The organism is Paenibacillus sp. PvP094, from assembly GCF_040546835.1.
Lineage (GTDB): Bacteria > Bacillota > Bacilli > Paenibacillales > Paenibacillaceae > Paenibacillus > Paenibacillus illinoisensis.
The window spans coordinates 2,766,685-2,782,219 of the sequence record NZ_JBEPOM010000001.1 but is presented as its reverse complement, the minus strand read 5'-3'; the positions used below and the strand labels follow the sequence as shown (position 1 = coordinate 2,782,219).

Genomic DNA, 15,535 nt, shown 5'->3' with positions numbered 1-15,535 from the left:
CTAGATGGGCAAACCTTTTTTTCTCTAATCCTTTAGAAGCAAGCTAATTCGATGACACGATCTTCTTCAAGTAATTCAGTAAATCATCCCTAAGATCCGGGCGCTGAAGCGCAAAATGAATGGTCGTCTCAATAAAGCCAAGCTTTTCTCCAACGTCATGACGCAGACCATCAAAATGATAGGCAAGGATCTGCCGCTGATCGTTCAAGCGGGACAAGGCATCCGTTAACTGGATCTCTCCTCCGACACCGGCAGACTGCTGACCAAGAATATCAAAAATATCGGGTGTAAGAATATAACGTCCCATGATGGCTAGGTTCGAAGGTGCATCTTCCATCTTCGGTTTCTCGATTAAACGTCGTGCACGGAATACACGATCATCAGTTGGAGAAACGACCTCTCCGTCCACGATTCCGTAACGGGATACTTCGCTCCAGTCGACCGGTTGTACCCCTACAATAGGGGATTGCAGCGCGTCATAGACTTCCATCATCTGCCCCAAACAAGGCTGCTTGGATTCCACGATGTCATCCCCGAGAAGGACAGCGAACGGTTCGTTCCCAATAAACTTGCGAGCGCACCAGATGGCATGGCCGAGGCCCTTCGGTTCTTTTTGCCGGATATAGTGAATATCTGCCATCTCTGAGGGTTTGCGGACCTCATTCAGCAAGTCCCACTTCTCTTTCCCCGCCAGATTCTGTTCCAACTCGAATGAATAGTCAAAGTGATCCTCGATGGCCCGCTTCCCTTTACCTGTAACGATGATGATATCTTCTATACCTGAAGCTACTGCTTCTTCGATAATGTACTGAATTGTCGGCTTGTCGACGATGGGCAGCATTTCCTTCGGCATGGCCTTGGTTGCAGGCAGAAACCGGGTACCAAGCCCGGCAGCCGGAATAATGGCTTTGCGGATTCGCAGCTGAACCCACTCCTTTGCTAGATAGAGTCATATTTTAATATATTTAATGATGGCACGCTCCAATATGATTGGACTTCATTATACCATCAACAGCTCCCGAATATCCTGCTCAGATAAGGTGGTTGATCCCCCATCTCCCGGTTCGATCACTTCGGCAATAAGATCCTTCTTTCGCTGCTGCAGTTCCAGAATCTTCTCTTCAATGGTACCTTCCGTAATCAGACGAATAACCTGAACGACTTGCTTCTGCCCCATCCGATGGGCGCGCCCAATGGCCTGTTCCTCCACAGCGGGATTCCACCACAGATCATATAAAATGACGGTGTCGGCACCCGTTAAGTTCAGTCCGGTACCGCCAGCTTTCATCGAGATCAGGAACAGCTCGCCTTCCCCCTCGTTGAATCTGCGGCACATGTCGACACGGCTCTGAGACGGTGTCTGGCCATCGAGATAAAACAGATCCCTACCCTGCGCAGTCAATGTCTGCCGAATCAAGTTCAGCATGCTTGCAAACTGGGAGAAAATCAGAATACGTTTGCCTGCAGCGAGACAATCCTGGACTGTTTCAAGCAGCTGCTCCATTTTGCCCGAGTCTCCCTGATAGCCTTCAACAAACAGGGAAGGGTGACAGCACAGCTGGCGTAAGCGGGTGATGCCTGCGAGTATTTTGATCCGATTCTTCTGGAAACCGTTCTCTTCCATATCCTTGGATGTCTCATCCTGAAGCTGAGAAAGGTAGGCAGCATACAGCTTCTTCTGCTCAACCGTCAGCTCGGAGCGCTGTACCGTCTCAATACGATCCGGCAATTCCTCCAGCACGTCCTTCTTCAGGCGGCGGAGAATGAACGGACGAACCATCCGGGCAATGCGCTCAGGCGGCAGATCACGGAATCTGCGATAGCTTGGGAAAAGACCCGGGAAAATCGCTTCAAAGATGGACCAAAGCTCATCCAGCGAGTTCTCTACAGGCGTTCCTGTGAGCGCAAAGCGCCGCGGGGCCTGAATCTGCTTGACGGCCTGAGCCGTCTGAGAGGAAGAATTTTTAATCGCCTGAGCCTCGTCCAGGATAAGCGTATGGAATGTTCTTCCCAAATACATGTCCAGATCTCGACGCAGCAATGGATAAGACGTTACGATGACATCCGCCTGATTCATGTCCGCGAGCATGTTGGCGCGCTCTTCCTTTTGTCCTGCAGCGATAAGAACGCGTAAATGCGGGGCAAAGCGCGCAAATTCGTTCGCCCAGTTGTAGGTCAACGAAGCAGGTGCGACGACAAGCACAGGGGGATGGGTTGCTTGGCTTCGAATGGTTAAGCCATCCTGGGATATTCCTGATGCATGGGAATTACCCCCTAGCCCCACCAGAGACGCCTTATCCCATGGCAATCCGGTTACAGGATCAATCCCTGAATAAGCAGGCTCTGAAGCACCCTCTCGTAGTATCCCATTTTTCCCGTAACGATCTTCTCTTCCAACATCTCCGTCTAATATTGGTTTCTCACTTAGTTCAGCCGTGATATACGCGATACTTTGCAACGTTTTGCCAAGTCCCATATCATCTGCCAGGATCCCGCCAAAACGATAAAAGGCAAGTGTACGCAGCCACTGGTAGCCACTGGCCTGATAATCCCGCAGCACGGGAGCGAGCGCATTCGGCAGCGCAAAATCCATACGCTCGGGATCACGAAGATCATCCAGGAAACGCTTCAGGGAACCTCCCCATTTCACATGTCCGGAAACCTCATCCCGGCCCGGAAGCTGTAACGCTCGAACGGCTGGCAGCCGAATGTGGCTGCCTTTGATATCGCCCGCTCCCAGTCCCAGCGAATCCGCCATGTGGGCGAAGCTGTCTGCTCCTTCATTTTCAAGCGAAAGAAAGACACCGCTGCGCAAGCGAAAATACGGTTTCTTTTCCACAATGCTGCGCATGATCTCCTGAAGTTCTTGCTCGTTCACACCTTCCATTTCAAACGAAATCTCAAGCCAGTCCAGCCCTTTCCCCAGATCTGCCCGGACTTTCGGAGGTGTCGGATAGGACTGCATCATGGCCTTCACCGCATTCGGGACATAGATCTCCACCTGATGCTCCAATTCAGGCACCAAATGATACATTACATCATAGATGGCATCTTCACGTTCACTTGCCCACACGCTGCCTTCCCGTTCCAGGAAGGAACGATCCAGTCGCTCGATCAGATTCCGCTCGGCATGACGATCCCGCACCAAAATAACCTTTTTCTCTTCTTCATCAATCAGATACTCCGCCAGCGGGTTAATCACCATTACACCATAATCAAACTCCAGACGCGCAGTGATCCGTTCCCGGTAAAAATCAATATAGAGCTTCGGTGCAAGCTCCGGTTCAGCAATTCGTTCACGTACCTGAGAGTCGATCGACAGATGTCCAAGTGTACGCAGTTCTGGCACCACATGCTGTACGAACTCATCGACTTGCTGAGAGGAAATATCGATGCTTTCCTTAATTCCATACGAAGTGAGTGCTCTGCTCAAGTCTTCCAGACTGCGCATCTGCATCGGCTCCAGCATATGAAGTTGTCCTTCGACCACTGCAGCATCATAAGCCGGAAGTAGAATCAACTCGCGCAAACCCGAGATCTCGAGCTGATACCCCTCATTGTCCCCCTGGGCAATTCGATAAAACAGAGGCAGTGCACCTTCACCCAACGTGAGCGGTCCGTTCGCGAGTCCCGTACCTTCCATCCGGCTGTCGGCCTGAAGCAGCAATTCCAGCAGCGGTTTCCACACCAGCGGCGCAATCAATATATCCCGGCCATCCGAAGCACCCAGATAACCGGAGATGGATTCACGATACGCTTCCTCGCTCTGCCTCATACGAATCAGCATGGATAGAATCTCCTGATCCTGAGGGCTGAAATAATGCATCGAAGGATCATAGAAAAACAGTTTGGTAAACGACATTGGCTCGCCCTTTTCAACGCAGTTCAGGAATTGCTTCACCTTTTGCACCACGTATAGCCGCTTACTTCCGACCTTAAGCTCCAGCGCGAGCTTGGCTCCCCCTTTGTGAACCTGAACGAGCTTGCATATAAACTGAACCTGAAGCTCTTCTCGCAGCGATGAGCGGGTGACAGGTGCTGTATATTTGCGTTCACCCGCATGTAAGGGACTGCGTTCCTTGGCAAAGATGGACAGAATCTGGTCAGCTGTGCGATACGAAGGCTTATCTGCCGAACGACCCCACCCTGGGGCTGAGCTTGGGCGGCCTGCCTGGGCAAAATGGGCAACCGGTTGATGATCCGCATCAGAAGCGGAATTAAGCCCGAAAGCCGAGGATCCATTCTTTTGTGCAAAAGAATGCGATGTTGTACTCGTACTGGACTCCGTATACCGTTTTGAACTTGAACCTTCGTATCGTTCAGGATTGTCATTCCTAGCCGAGTCTAAGGTTGAAGAAGAGTTGGGACGCTCCCACTCCTTCTCTTCCACCAGCGTACCTACTCTGGAAGCGGAGCCTATACTGGAGCCAGAAGGATTCCCTGAAGAAGGTTTGGATGTTGCCTGAGAACTACCGGTACCGGCAGCGTTAAGCTCCTGCTGCTCACCCCATTCATGAATCGCCAGCAGAACTGCAGCGACATGTTTGCAATAGTCATAATACCGGCCATCGCCTGGACAAGTGCAGCCTGCCTCAACTTCCCCTTTTTCGTCCAAATCCACCTTCACCTGATAGCGTTCCGTGCCACGCACCATGGCTTCATAATGACGCTGATCGTCACTGACAATCAGATTGCTCACCCTACCGGACTGGTTATAGGCTTCCCCTCGTTTAAATGCCGTGACCCCGCACAGCAATTTGATATCCATCATGGTGAATGGCGCCACGTATTTCGCCTCCTTATGCGTTCTGGCGGGTATGATATCTCTCAATCCACCTGTCCCTTTTACAGAAAAAACCCCAAGAGCTCCGTAAAGCAGAGTTTGGGGTTGCTTCATGCTTGTAACTTGTTACTTGCTATTATGCTTGCCGTCCTAATAGTTGCAGCCTACGATCCTTTTATTTCACCAATTGACCACGCGTAACGCCCAGTTGGTTGGTTGCTTTCAATGTTTTCCACACTTGTGTACCACTGATCTCGCCGCGAAGTGCACGGTTGTACAGATCAATAACCTCCATAACCTGCTCCGGCGTCTCTTCCAAGAACTCTACGCGGTAACGGGATACACCCAGGTCCATGAAGTTGGTCAGGTACTCGGCACCCGACTGTTCCACTGCGTTATAAACGGTATTACGGCAGCCTTCATCCACACGTACCGGGTGAGACATGCCAATCCGGTCTTGCAGGGATGCACGCTGTTCTTCACAAGGGCGTCCACAGTTCGTGTAATCCGTTCCTTCACTCATAAACGTACAGTACACACAGTGCTCTGTATGGAACATCGGCAGATGCTGATGAATAACCACTTCGGTCTGGCTTGTACGGGAATTACCAAGCAGATCAACCATTTGTTGAATGTTCAGGTCATAGGATGGCGTAATCCAGTCACATCCTGCTTCCAGGAACAGTTCAACAGCCTTATGGTTGGCAATGTTCAATGAGAAGTCACCAATCAGTTCCGGATGAACCGCATCCGGGTTCTCCATCCGGTGGCGCAGGTAGAAGTACAGCGCACCTGTATTACGTACCAGCACAGCGTCCGGCTTCAGACGCAGGATGTTGTTGTGGTATCCGTTCTCGCCAGGCATGTGAATACGCGGCGTTGCCAAGGCAATCTTGCGGCCAGCGGCATGTACGGCTTCTACGGCTGCCGGGAACTGCTTGATAAACTCGAAGTCGGCGTAGATCATGCCGACACCCGCTTCCAGCGCTGCCTCGACTTGAGGCAGGCTGCGGCAGAGCGCGGTCAGCTCCGCTTGACCGCGAGCCACTGGCGATGCCGGTTTAACCGCATCGCCGTAAACTTCTACCGCCCGTTTCACGTAGACGGGCGGTTTAGGGCGCTCGCCTGCGAGCTGTTCCACCGCCTGACGGCGAATGTTATTCAGCTCGCGCATCGGGATGATGACGTCACCGTGCAGGTTGACGTCAAGCTCTTCCAGCTGGAACACGGTGCCGCCCAGACGTCCGAATTGCTCCTCGAGCAATTCATAGGTCATTGGACGCTTCTGGGCAATGTCCAGTTCCATCTCGGAATCGATCCGGACGGTCGTGCCCTTCTGCACGTCTGTCCACCAAGTGCTAAGCGGCTGCCCTGGGCTGCCGATCACTTTTACTTTTACCGGGAATACACGGTACGGCTTCTCAGTCTCGAAGCTCTGACGCAGACGTTTGTCCAGCGCAGGGTCATTCGTTTTCCACACTTTGTCGCCAACCTTCACGCGGCGCAGATCCACGTCACTACGACCTGGCACGATGTCCACGATCCAGCCTTCACCGGCTTCGCCTTCGATTTTCACGCCTTTACGACGTACATCGTATACCCGTCCGCCTTCTTCCTTCTGCGTTGGATCACCAGCGTCAAACACGATGCCGTCTCCACGCTTCACAGGTGCGTCCAGCTTCAACACAACACCGTCACGAAGAACTTGATCCACACGTCCGAGGTAGACACCACGGCTTTTCGGGAATGTACCATCTACCAGCTGTTTGTTATTCGTCCCGTCCAGGAAACCATGTGTGAAACCGCGGGAGAAGCTTTGCTGCAGCTCACGGATTTCTTCCTTGCTTGGTGGCGTATTGTCACCATCGAAGTAACGGTCGATCGCTTTGCGATATTTGCTGACTACGTTCGCCACGTATTCAGGCGTTTTGAGACGTCCTTCGATTTTGAAGGAAGTTACGCCTGCTTCGATCAGTTCTGGCATCAGGTCGATGGCAGCCAGATCCTTCGGAGACAGCAGATATGCGACATCACCCATCGGCTTATGCTCTCCGTCGATCATCAGGTCATATGGCAAACGACAAGCCTGTGCACATTCACCGCGGTTGGCAGAACGTCCACCCCACATCTCGGAGGTCAGACATTGTCCTGAATACGATACACACAGTGCACCATGCACGAATACTTCCATTGGAAGTTTCGCCTGTTCACCAATCTTCTGAATCTGCTTCAGATTGTTTTCCCGTCCAAGAACGACACGCTCCATATCAAACGGCTTCGTAAACTCAACCGCTTCCGGTGATGTAATCGTCATTTGAGTGGAACCGTGAATCGGGAAATCCGGTGAGATCTCGCGAATCAGTTTCACCAAGCCCAGATCCTGTACGATCACGGCGTCCACGCCAGCATCGACACATGCGTCGATCAGTCCCTTGGCATCCGTCAATTCATTTTCAAAAATCAATATATTAAAGGTCAAGAACCCTTTTACGCCATAACTGTGCAAAAACGCCATAATCTCCGGCAGCTCTTCCATGCGGAAATTGTTCGCGCGTGCCCGAGCATTAAACTTTTCGACTCCGAAGAAAATCGCATCCGCGCCATTGGCCACCGCCGAACGCATACAATCCCAGTCACCTGCAGGTGCCAGAAGCTCGACGTCTTCTCTTCGTAATGTTGCTGTTTTCATGTAGATCCTCCCCATAACCGGCCTCCGCCGGATTTCATCCCTGTTACCTCATACATTAGCCTGTACCTTCATCCCGTACGCCTGCATTGTCACTGTATCGCTATATCTATACATTATGTCTGTATTGCCTGATTCCCAAGCCTACAGTCATCTTTATTTATCAGATCAGCAGTCATAACTCCTGAACTAAGATATTGTACCACTTCTGCACTCACTCTTCTACGCTTTCCTGAAAAAACCGTTTACCATTTTCATTTCCATCTGCTGACTTATAATTTTACACTTTACCACTCCGATTGCAGTACCATCTTCCGATCGCTGTTATCCCCGGATTTTTTTGATTCCCTTTATTAAAGGGGAAAATTCCGTGATAAAGGCGAACGCTCCGCTTCTTCAGATTGGTTCTGCACTCTTCGTTCCGTGTAATATTGGATTCATTTGATTTGAAATATAAAAACCGGAAGGTCTCTGACCCTCCGGCATAAACTTCATTATTTTGTAAAAGTAAATGATTTCACGGCTTTTTCCAGCGCTGCGGTCTGCACATCCGTTTTGTTGGCATCATTTAGTCCCGTCGTAATCGTATACGTCATTCCATTCTGTTCAAAGACGATCTGCTGCCCGGTATACGGTACGCCATTGTCCAGTTCATGATACGTGAAGGAGAACGCCAGAACACCAGCAATGGTCGTCTCCCCACTGTTCAGCAGCTTGAAGTTTTTCCGCGTTTTCGCGGCTTCCTCATAAGCTTCTCTTAGCTGGCTGACCGTCATTTCGACCGATTGATCCTCGTTCACGCCAATCGAGAACTGGCCACCTGTGAACGTATAGACAACGGGAGAATATTCGAATCGGTCGTTATACGCCGTCCAGTAACGCGGAATGTCGACGCTATAATGGTACCGTTTGGACGTACGTGTTAAAGTCTTCGTTTTATCCGTCAAATACGGATCTTCATCCAGTTGTCCAAAGTTATCGGATACGGTGTCAAAATCAATCACAACACTATTCATCACCCGCTCAAACCATTCCCGATCCTGAGTCTGCTCCTCAGGGAATGTGTATTCGGCATAATACCGATAACCGTTCTTCTGCAAAAGTACATCGAACTCGGTCTGCCATCCGTCACCGAAGTTATAACGGAACTCATTGACCTCCGCCGTTTCGCCGGAAACGTCAATGGTATACGAACGAATCGGTTCGTAACTTTCAGGTGTGAACGTTTCTCGCATCCATTTGTCCAGTTGACTGCTCCAGTCTTTTACGGTTGCCCCGGCTGGCGCTGAGGTTACGCGCATTTGCAAAAACGCGCCATCCTTGGACTCATAAGTCATCTGTGTATTATCCATGGACCAACCTGCCGGGACATTCAGTTCGATGCCGTAATCGTCATTCCATGCGGAACGCATGCCATTATCGACGGTGGACAGATCCTTAATGGTCCGATCCGATTGCACGTAGGTAGGCTGGAATGAGTTGAGGAACGCGGCACGTTTGTTCAGATCCTTGTAGTTCATCGCATCGTAATCCGCCAGGTAAACGTCATATTGACGCCCATTATTAATGTACTGGCGCATCTCCCATAACATGCCGTCCATATCTTTAACTACGATCCGGGCATAAGGCGTTTTGCCTTTGGCAACGGATTCCCGGTCCAGCACCGTATCCCCCGATTGCTTGGCCTCCTGCACCAGCTGCTGCAGCATGTCATCCGAATCCAGAGCTACATCCTGGTCGCTAACATACACCTCAAGATAATAGCTGCTGTCTGCCGAGCCAAACGTCATCATCCGCTCCTGTTCACCCGTTTGCAAAACCATCAGGTCTGCCGGGTAATTAATGGACCAGCCGTAAAAGCTGTTGCCGATTCTTGTTTTGCCTGCGTCGAGATCGATACCGCCCTCATCCTCTTCCACGGAATCCTCTGTTTGCAGTAATCGAATGACCACTTCCCCGGAACTGCTTGGAGCGAGCGTCGCTCCAATGCCGGCAGCTACCGGACGAAGCGGAACCATAAGCACGCCATTCACCATTTTGGGAGCGGCACCCATTTCCTTTTTGACCCCATCCACCCAGGCAATAGAGCTGCCAATCGTTAACGTGACCGTATGCGGACCTTCCTTCACTTTGACGACATCATTATTCTCGAGCCGAATTTCGCTGCCAAACGCCTTCTTAAACACACCGACAGGCACCATCGTCACACCTTTAACCTTATACGGTTTGGCGATCGCTTGCTTGCTGCCGTTGATGTAGGCGCTCGTGCTTCCCGCTTGGATACGCAGCTCGTTGGTCGTATATTCAGCTGCCCATACAGGCATTACAGCACCCATGGTCAGCATCCCGGTTAACACCCCTGTGCTCAGCACACGTAAAAATGACTTCTTCATTCCGTTCCATCGTCCTCTCTGATCCGGGTCGTTCACCGGGCTTTATTGTTCTTCATCTACCGGAAACAGCTCTACATCCTCATCTTGGATATCTGCACGATCCGCAAGCACCAAAGTACGTGTGACGATATCACCATCGGTTTGCATCAGCAGTTTCACTTTTTGCCCGGGTACATATTTCTTGAGCAGCTCATTAATATCCACAACGGAAGAGACACGCGTACCTGCTACGCTGTATAACACGTCTCCTTCCTGGATCTTGGCTTTCTTCGCTTCACTGGACAGCACACCCGTGATTGTGAGCGGATCGTCCGTAGGCAGACCCACAATCGCAGACCAACTCTCTTCGAGCTGCAGACCGAGGCTTGCCCGTTTGATTTTGCCGTATTCAAAAAACTGATTGATAATATATTCAACGGTATCGACAGGAATCGAAAATCCCATATTCTCGACACCCACCGCTGAAAACTTCATGGAATTAATGCCCACAACCTCCCCCTTGAGGTTAACGAGAGGTCCCCCGCTATTCCCCGGGTTAATGGCTGTATCCGTCTGAATCAAACGATAGGTTGCCTCCACTCCGCGATTCAGGCCACTAATGACACCCACGGTTGCCGAATTTCGCAGGGAGAAGGAGATAGGTGTACCAATAGCGACAACCGTCTCGCCAACTGAAGTTTGGGAAGCTTTGGCGAACGTCGCCGGTTTAAGCGATTTGGCATTGATTTTGATCAGCGCCAGATCACTCAGTGGATCGCTATATGTTTTCGTAATTTTATATGTATTACCATCGGTCGTCACAACCAAGGCGTTGCTTAATCCATCCACTACATGTGCGTTGGTCACAATCCAGCCATTGGAGCGTATAATCACGCCGGTCCCATGAGCCAGGTTATAGCGGTCTGTCGTGACCCCTTCCTGCCCTGCATCCGCTTTGCCAATGATACCAACAACAGATGGTGACACCTTCTCGATTACTTTAGGAATGGCTTCATTCCCCTTGTACTGATAGGTTCCCGTTTTTGCATCATACTGGCCATTCCCACCGATGGACTTGACCAAATCAGCTGCACTGACATACACTTGTCCGTCCACGACTTTGGCCTTCATGCCAGCTGACGATTCTGCTGCTCCAGCCGAGGACGCAACACTCACCCCGAGTACAGCAGCCATACACACCGCCATGCATTTTTTCCCCAACGATCTCATCTTTTCACCTAACCCTCTCCATATATCCTCCGTTATGCGACATCCTAGCATCCAACTCTATGGATTTCTTGTCTCTATCATCTGCTATACCGGTATCCTCCAATTTAACATACATATTCTTCCTGTACAAATGTTTTCAGTCCTACTTTTACTCGTAAAAACATTGCTTCACACATGCCCACCAGCACACAAAAAAAACACCCTCCACCATTACCCAGGAAAGTGTTTTGTCTGATTCCGTTTGCTATTTTCTGAACACCCTAACTAAACCAGTTCTTAATCATTGCATAGTCCGTCATTAGGAAGACAAGCAGACTAACTACTGCAAATCCAATCGCAAACAGATTCTTCTTCGGTGCTCGAAGAAGACGAACCACACCAATAAAAATAATGATTGTAAACAGAATGACAAAAATATCAAATGCATTAAAATTGGATGTACTCGCCGTGGCAGCTTCTGCAAACAGCATGGATAGACAGACCCCCTCACCATAGTTGAACAGCTAACGCATACCCTAATATCTTCCTCTATGTTATCTGTCCCCTGCTAGTAATGCAAGCCCTATCATCCAGAAAAATGAAAAAAATCCAGTTCGAACTCGGATTGCTGTAATGCCTGCCCTACCTCATATGTAAACACTTTCAATGAAATAACTATTATGCTAACTTCAGTGAAAAAGGAATAACCCCTCTTTGAATGGAGCAAGGCACTCATCGGAAAATAAATACCTCGCCCTTCATCAAAAGAAGGGTTATTGATTATAGAGATATATCCACCCCACTTAGCTAGTCAACAATTTACGTTTTCGACCCAGCTTGAAGCCAGGACAGAGACAAGTAAATGGTACTTGATTCAAGTAGGGTGAATGGTCACTCATGTTTCATTTGATTTCAACGAACTATAATGTGCTACCTACTCCGTCAATTGCAGCGTCTTGCTTCGTTCCGTGTCGCGTTCCAATACCGGTTTGAGGTACCTGCCTGTATACGAAGCTTCCACCTTAATAATGTCCTCTGGTGTCCCTGTCGCCACAATCGTTCCGCCGCCACTACCACCTTCAGGACCTAGATCCACGATATAATCAGCGGTTTTGATGACGTCGAGATTATGCTCGATCACAAGTACCGATTCACCGGAATCCACCAGACGGTGGAGTACATTAAGCAGACGATCAATATCATCGACATGCAGACCTGTTGTAGGCTCGTCCAGAATGTAGATTGTTTTACCTGTACTGCGACGATACAGCTCGGAAGCAAGCTTCACACGCTGTGCTTCACCACCAGACAAGGTCGTTGCAGGTTGTCCAAGGTTAATATAGCCCAGACCTACATCAAGCAATGTCTGCATTTTGCGATGAATCTTCGGAATGTTCTCGAAAAATTGTGTAGCATCTTCGACTGTCATTTCGAGTACATCCGCAATATTTTTGTTTTTATATTTAACTTCAAGGGTTTCCCGGTTGTACCGTTTCCCTTTGCAGACTTCGCAAGGGACGTAGACATCGGGCAGGAAGTGCATCTCGATCTTGATAATTCCATCCCCGCGGCAAGCTTCACAGCGTCCGCCCTTGATATTGAAGCTGAAGCGGCCCTTTTTGTAACCACGAACTTTCGCTTCATTCGTCTGTGCAAACAGATCACGGATATCATCAAAGACACCGGTGTACGTAGCCGGGTTGGAACGCGGTGTACGTCCGATTGGCGACTGGTCGATATCGATGACTTTATCAATATGTTCCAGACCCCGGATCTCTTTGTGCTGTCCAGGGCGCACACGTGCACGGTTCAGATCCCGTGCGAGCGTTTTGTACAAAATTTCGTTAATCAGTGTCGATTTACCTGATCCGGATACCCCTGTGACTGCGGTGAATACACCAACCGGAATTTTCACATTCAGGTTCTTCAGGTTATTTTCCTTCGCACCGCGCACTTCCAGCCAGCGATCTCCTACGCTGCGGCGTTCCGTCCGTACAGGAATAAACTTACGCCCGCTAAGGTACTGCCCCGTCAGAGAGTTCTCGTCATTCATGATCTCTTCCGGTGTACCCTGTGACATGACGGTACCGCCATGAATACCTGCGCCTGGGCCGATGTCGATAATGTAGTCGGCTGCCAGCATCGTGTCTTCATCATGCTCTACGACAATCAGCGTGTTACCGATATCCCGCATGTGAGCAAGTGTGGAGATCAGACGATCATTATCCCGTTGATGCAGACCGATACTCGGCTCATCGAGAATGTACAGCACGCCCATCAGACTGGAACCAATCTGGGTAGCGAGACGAATCCGCTGCGCTTCACCACCGGACAATGTTCCGGCAGCACGGCTCAGGGTCAAATAATCCAGACCGACGTTGACCAGGAAGCCAAGACGGCTGTTAATCTCCTTTAGGATCAGTTTGGCAATGGCTTGTTCCTTCTCGCTAAGCTGCAGAGATTCGAAGAAACGTCCTGCTTCCCCGATGGACAGGCCGGTCACATATGCCATGTTGTGGTCGTTGATGGTAACAGCTAAGCTTTCCCGTTTCAATCGGTTTCCTTTGCAGGTACCACAAGGCTTCGCACTCATGTAACCTTCGATAAACTCGCGGATCCCCTCAGATGCCGTCTCACGATAGCGGCGTTCCAGGTTGTTGACGATTCCTTCAAAAGTCACCATGGCTTCCTTGCGCTGCCCAAAATCATTCTCGTAACGGAAACGAACCTTCTCCGAACCTGTACCATTCAACAGCTTGTTCATCTGATCCGCTGGCAGATCCTCTACAGGCACGTCCTGTGGAATTTTAAAGTGCTCGCATACCGATTTCAGGAACTGAGGATAGTATGTGGACGTACCACCTGTCCAGGCGTCAAACGCACCTTCTTCAATCGTTTTGCTGCGATCCGGAACGAGCAGATCCGGGTCTACGATCATTTTCACGCCGAGTCCATCACAATCAGGGCAAGCTCCGAACGGACTGTTGAAGGAAAACATCCGTGGCGCCAGCTCCTCAATACTGAACCCGCACACCGGGCAGGCAAAATTGGAACTGAAGCGCAGTTCTTCTTCACCCATAATATCAACCAGCAGCTGTCCTCCGGACAGATTCAGTGCCGTTTCAATGGAATCAGCCAGACGGGCTTGTACATCTTCCTTGACTACAATCCGGTCGACGACCACTTCAATGGTATGCTTTTTATTTTTCTCCAACTGAATATCTTCAGACAAATCACGCAGTTCTCCGTTCACCCGCACACGGACGAAGCCTTGCTTGGATACATCGGCAAATACACTTTTGTGCTCGCCCTTACGGCCGGAGATAATCGGTGCCAAGATCTGCAACCGGGTACGTTCCGGGTACTGCATTACGCGGTCTACCATCTGCTCTACGGTCTGGGATGTGATCTCCACACCATGATCCGGACAGTGAGGATGTCCCACACGTGCAAACAGCAAACGCAGGTAGTCATAGATCTCTGTAACCGTTCCTACCGTGGAACGCGGGTTGCGGCTTGTTGTTTTTTGATCGATGGAAATGGCCGGTGACAGGCCCTCGATCGAGTCGACATCCGGTTTTTCCATCTGTCCGAGAAACTGACGTGCGTAAGCAGATAATGATTCCACGTAACGCCGCTGTCCTTCGGCATAAATCGTATCAAAAGCCAGCGAGGACTTGCCTGAGCCACTCAGACCGGTCAGTACGACAAAACGGTCACGCGGGATGGTAATATCAATGTTCTTTAGGTTGTGCGCTCGCGCACCTTTAATGACAATGTTCTCGCTCGCCAATGGTTATCCATCCTCTCAATGTTGTGATCTTATCCAACCTTTTTTAAGGCATTTCAAGCGTTTCGATCCCACCCAAACCCTCCCTTCCAAGGGAGGGCCCCATAGGGTGCAGCCCTCTGGACACCCGAAACCGGCTGTGCTTGGTGTGGGGTCGGGTCTTGCTATGTGAAGGTGTGTCGTGTGCCCGCAGCTTCTTCCAGGAGACCGGCCTACTGCCGGTCTCCTGGAAGGCTGCTCTACTGCGAGAGGGCGCTCACGGCTCTGCCTCGTTCGCGGTAAGTCGCCATTGCCTTTGGCTCGGCTCCACTAAACACCAAGCGCTCACGGCACTGCCTCGCTCGCGGTAAGTCGCCATTGCCTTTGGCTCGGCTCCACTAAACACCAAGCGCTCACGGCTCTGCCTCGTTCGCGGTAAGTCGCCATTGCCTTTGGCTCGGCTCCACTAAACACCAAGCGCTCACGGCTCTGCCTCGTTCGCGGTAAGTCGCCATTGCCTTTGGCTCGGCTCCACTAAACACCAAGCGCTCACTGCTCCGCCTCGCTCGCGGTGGTCGCCATTACCTTCGGCTCGGCTCCCCTCTACACGACTTCCAAGTGCATTCCTATAAACCTTTTAACCAATTTCAACATTTCTATCAGTATAGACCTGATTCCAGGTTTTCAACATGACTAATTATCGGTCATTCCTTGCC

The 15,535-nt window shown here is 50.5% G+C and carries 7 protein-coding genes; all 7 read right to left on the bottom strand.

Features of this window, described 5'->3' with window-relative positions:
- Positions 1-43 precede the first annotated feature (43 nt).
- The 7 genes from galU to uvrA all read right to left on the bottom strand — a co-directional run bounded on the left by galU (position 44) and on the right by uvrA (position 14,843).
- Positions 44-922, bottom strand: a complete 879-nt coding sequence (gene galU / locus ABIC22_RS12695; protein WP_354485953.1) for a UTP--glucose-1-phosphate uridylyltransferase GalU — start codon at positions 920-922, stop codon at positions 44-46.
- 78 nt (positions 923-1,000) lie between these two features.
- The gene (locus ABIC22_RS12690; RefSeq protein ID WP_354481223.1) at positions 1,001-4,786 is read right to left on the bottom strand and encodes a DEAD/DEAH box helicase; all 3,786 of its coding nucleotides are present in this window, start codon (positions 4,784-4,786) and stop codon (positions 1,001-1,003) included.
- 172 nt (positions 4,787-4,958) lie between these two features.
- On the bottom strand, positions 4,959-7,472 hold the full coding sequence (locus ABIC22_RS12685; protein WP_354481220.1) for a U32 family peptidase: 2,514 nt from the start codon (positions 7,470-7,472) through the stop codon (positions 4,959-4,961).
- Between the two features lie 491 nt (positions 7,473-7,963).
- Positions 7,964-9,862 (bottom strand): stalk domain-containing protein, encoded by a 1,899-nt coding sequence (locus tag ABIC22_RS12680; protein WP_354481217.1) that lies wholly within the window; start codon positions 9,860-9,862, stop codon positions 7,964-7,966.
- A gap of 42 nt (positions 9,863-9,904) precedes the next feature.
- Positions 9,905-11,071, bottom strand: a complete 1,167-nt coding sequence (locus ABIC22_RS12675; RefSeq protein WP_354481214.1) for a S1C family serine protease — start codon at positions 11,069-11,071, stop codon at positions 9,905-9,907.
- 260 nt (positions 11,072-11,331) lie between these two features.
- The gene (locus tag ABIC22_RS12670) at positions 11,332-11,541 is read right to left on the bottom strand and encodes a DUF2759 family protein (protein ID WP_095291462.1); all 210 of its coding nucleotides are present in this window, start codon (positions 11,539-11,541) and stop codon (positions 11,332-11,334) included.
- Between the two features lie 443 nt (positions 11,542-11,984).
- The gene (gene uvrA / locus ABIC22_RS12665; RefSeq protein WP_154894942.1) at positions 11,985-14,843 is read right to left on the bottom strand and encodes an excinuclease ABC subunit UvrA; all 2,859 of its coding nucleotides are present in this window, start codon (positions 14,841-14,843) and stop codon (positions 11,985-11,987) included.
- Between the last annotated feature and the right edge of the window lie 692 nt (positions 14,844-15,535).

Coding starts and splice junctions, on each gene's coding strand:
- ABIC22_RS12685 (WP_354481220.1), bottom strand. CDS start 7,472: ATGAAAACAGCAACATTACGAAGAGAAGACGTCGAGCTTCTGGCACCT.
- ABIC22_RS12680 (WP_354481217.1), bottom strand. CDS start 9,862: ATGAAGAAGTCATTTTTACGTGTGCTGAGCACAGGGGTGTTAACCGGG.
- ABIC22_RS12675 (WP_354481214.1), bottom strand. CDS start 11,071: ATGAGATCGTTGGGGAAAAAATGCATGGCGGTGTGTATGGCTGCTGTA.
- ABIC22_RS12670 (WP_095291462.1), bottom strand. CDS start 11,541: ATGCTGTTTGCAGAAGCTGCCACGGCGAGTACATCCAATTTTAATGCA.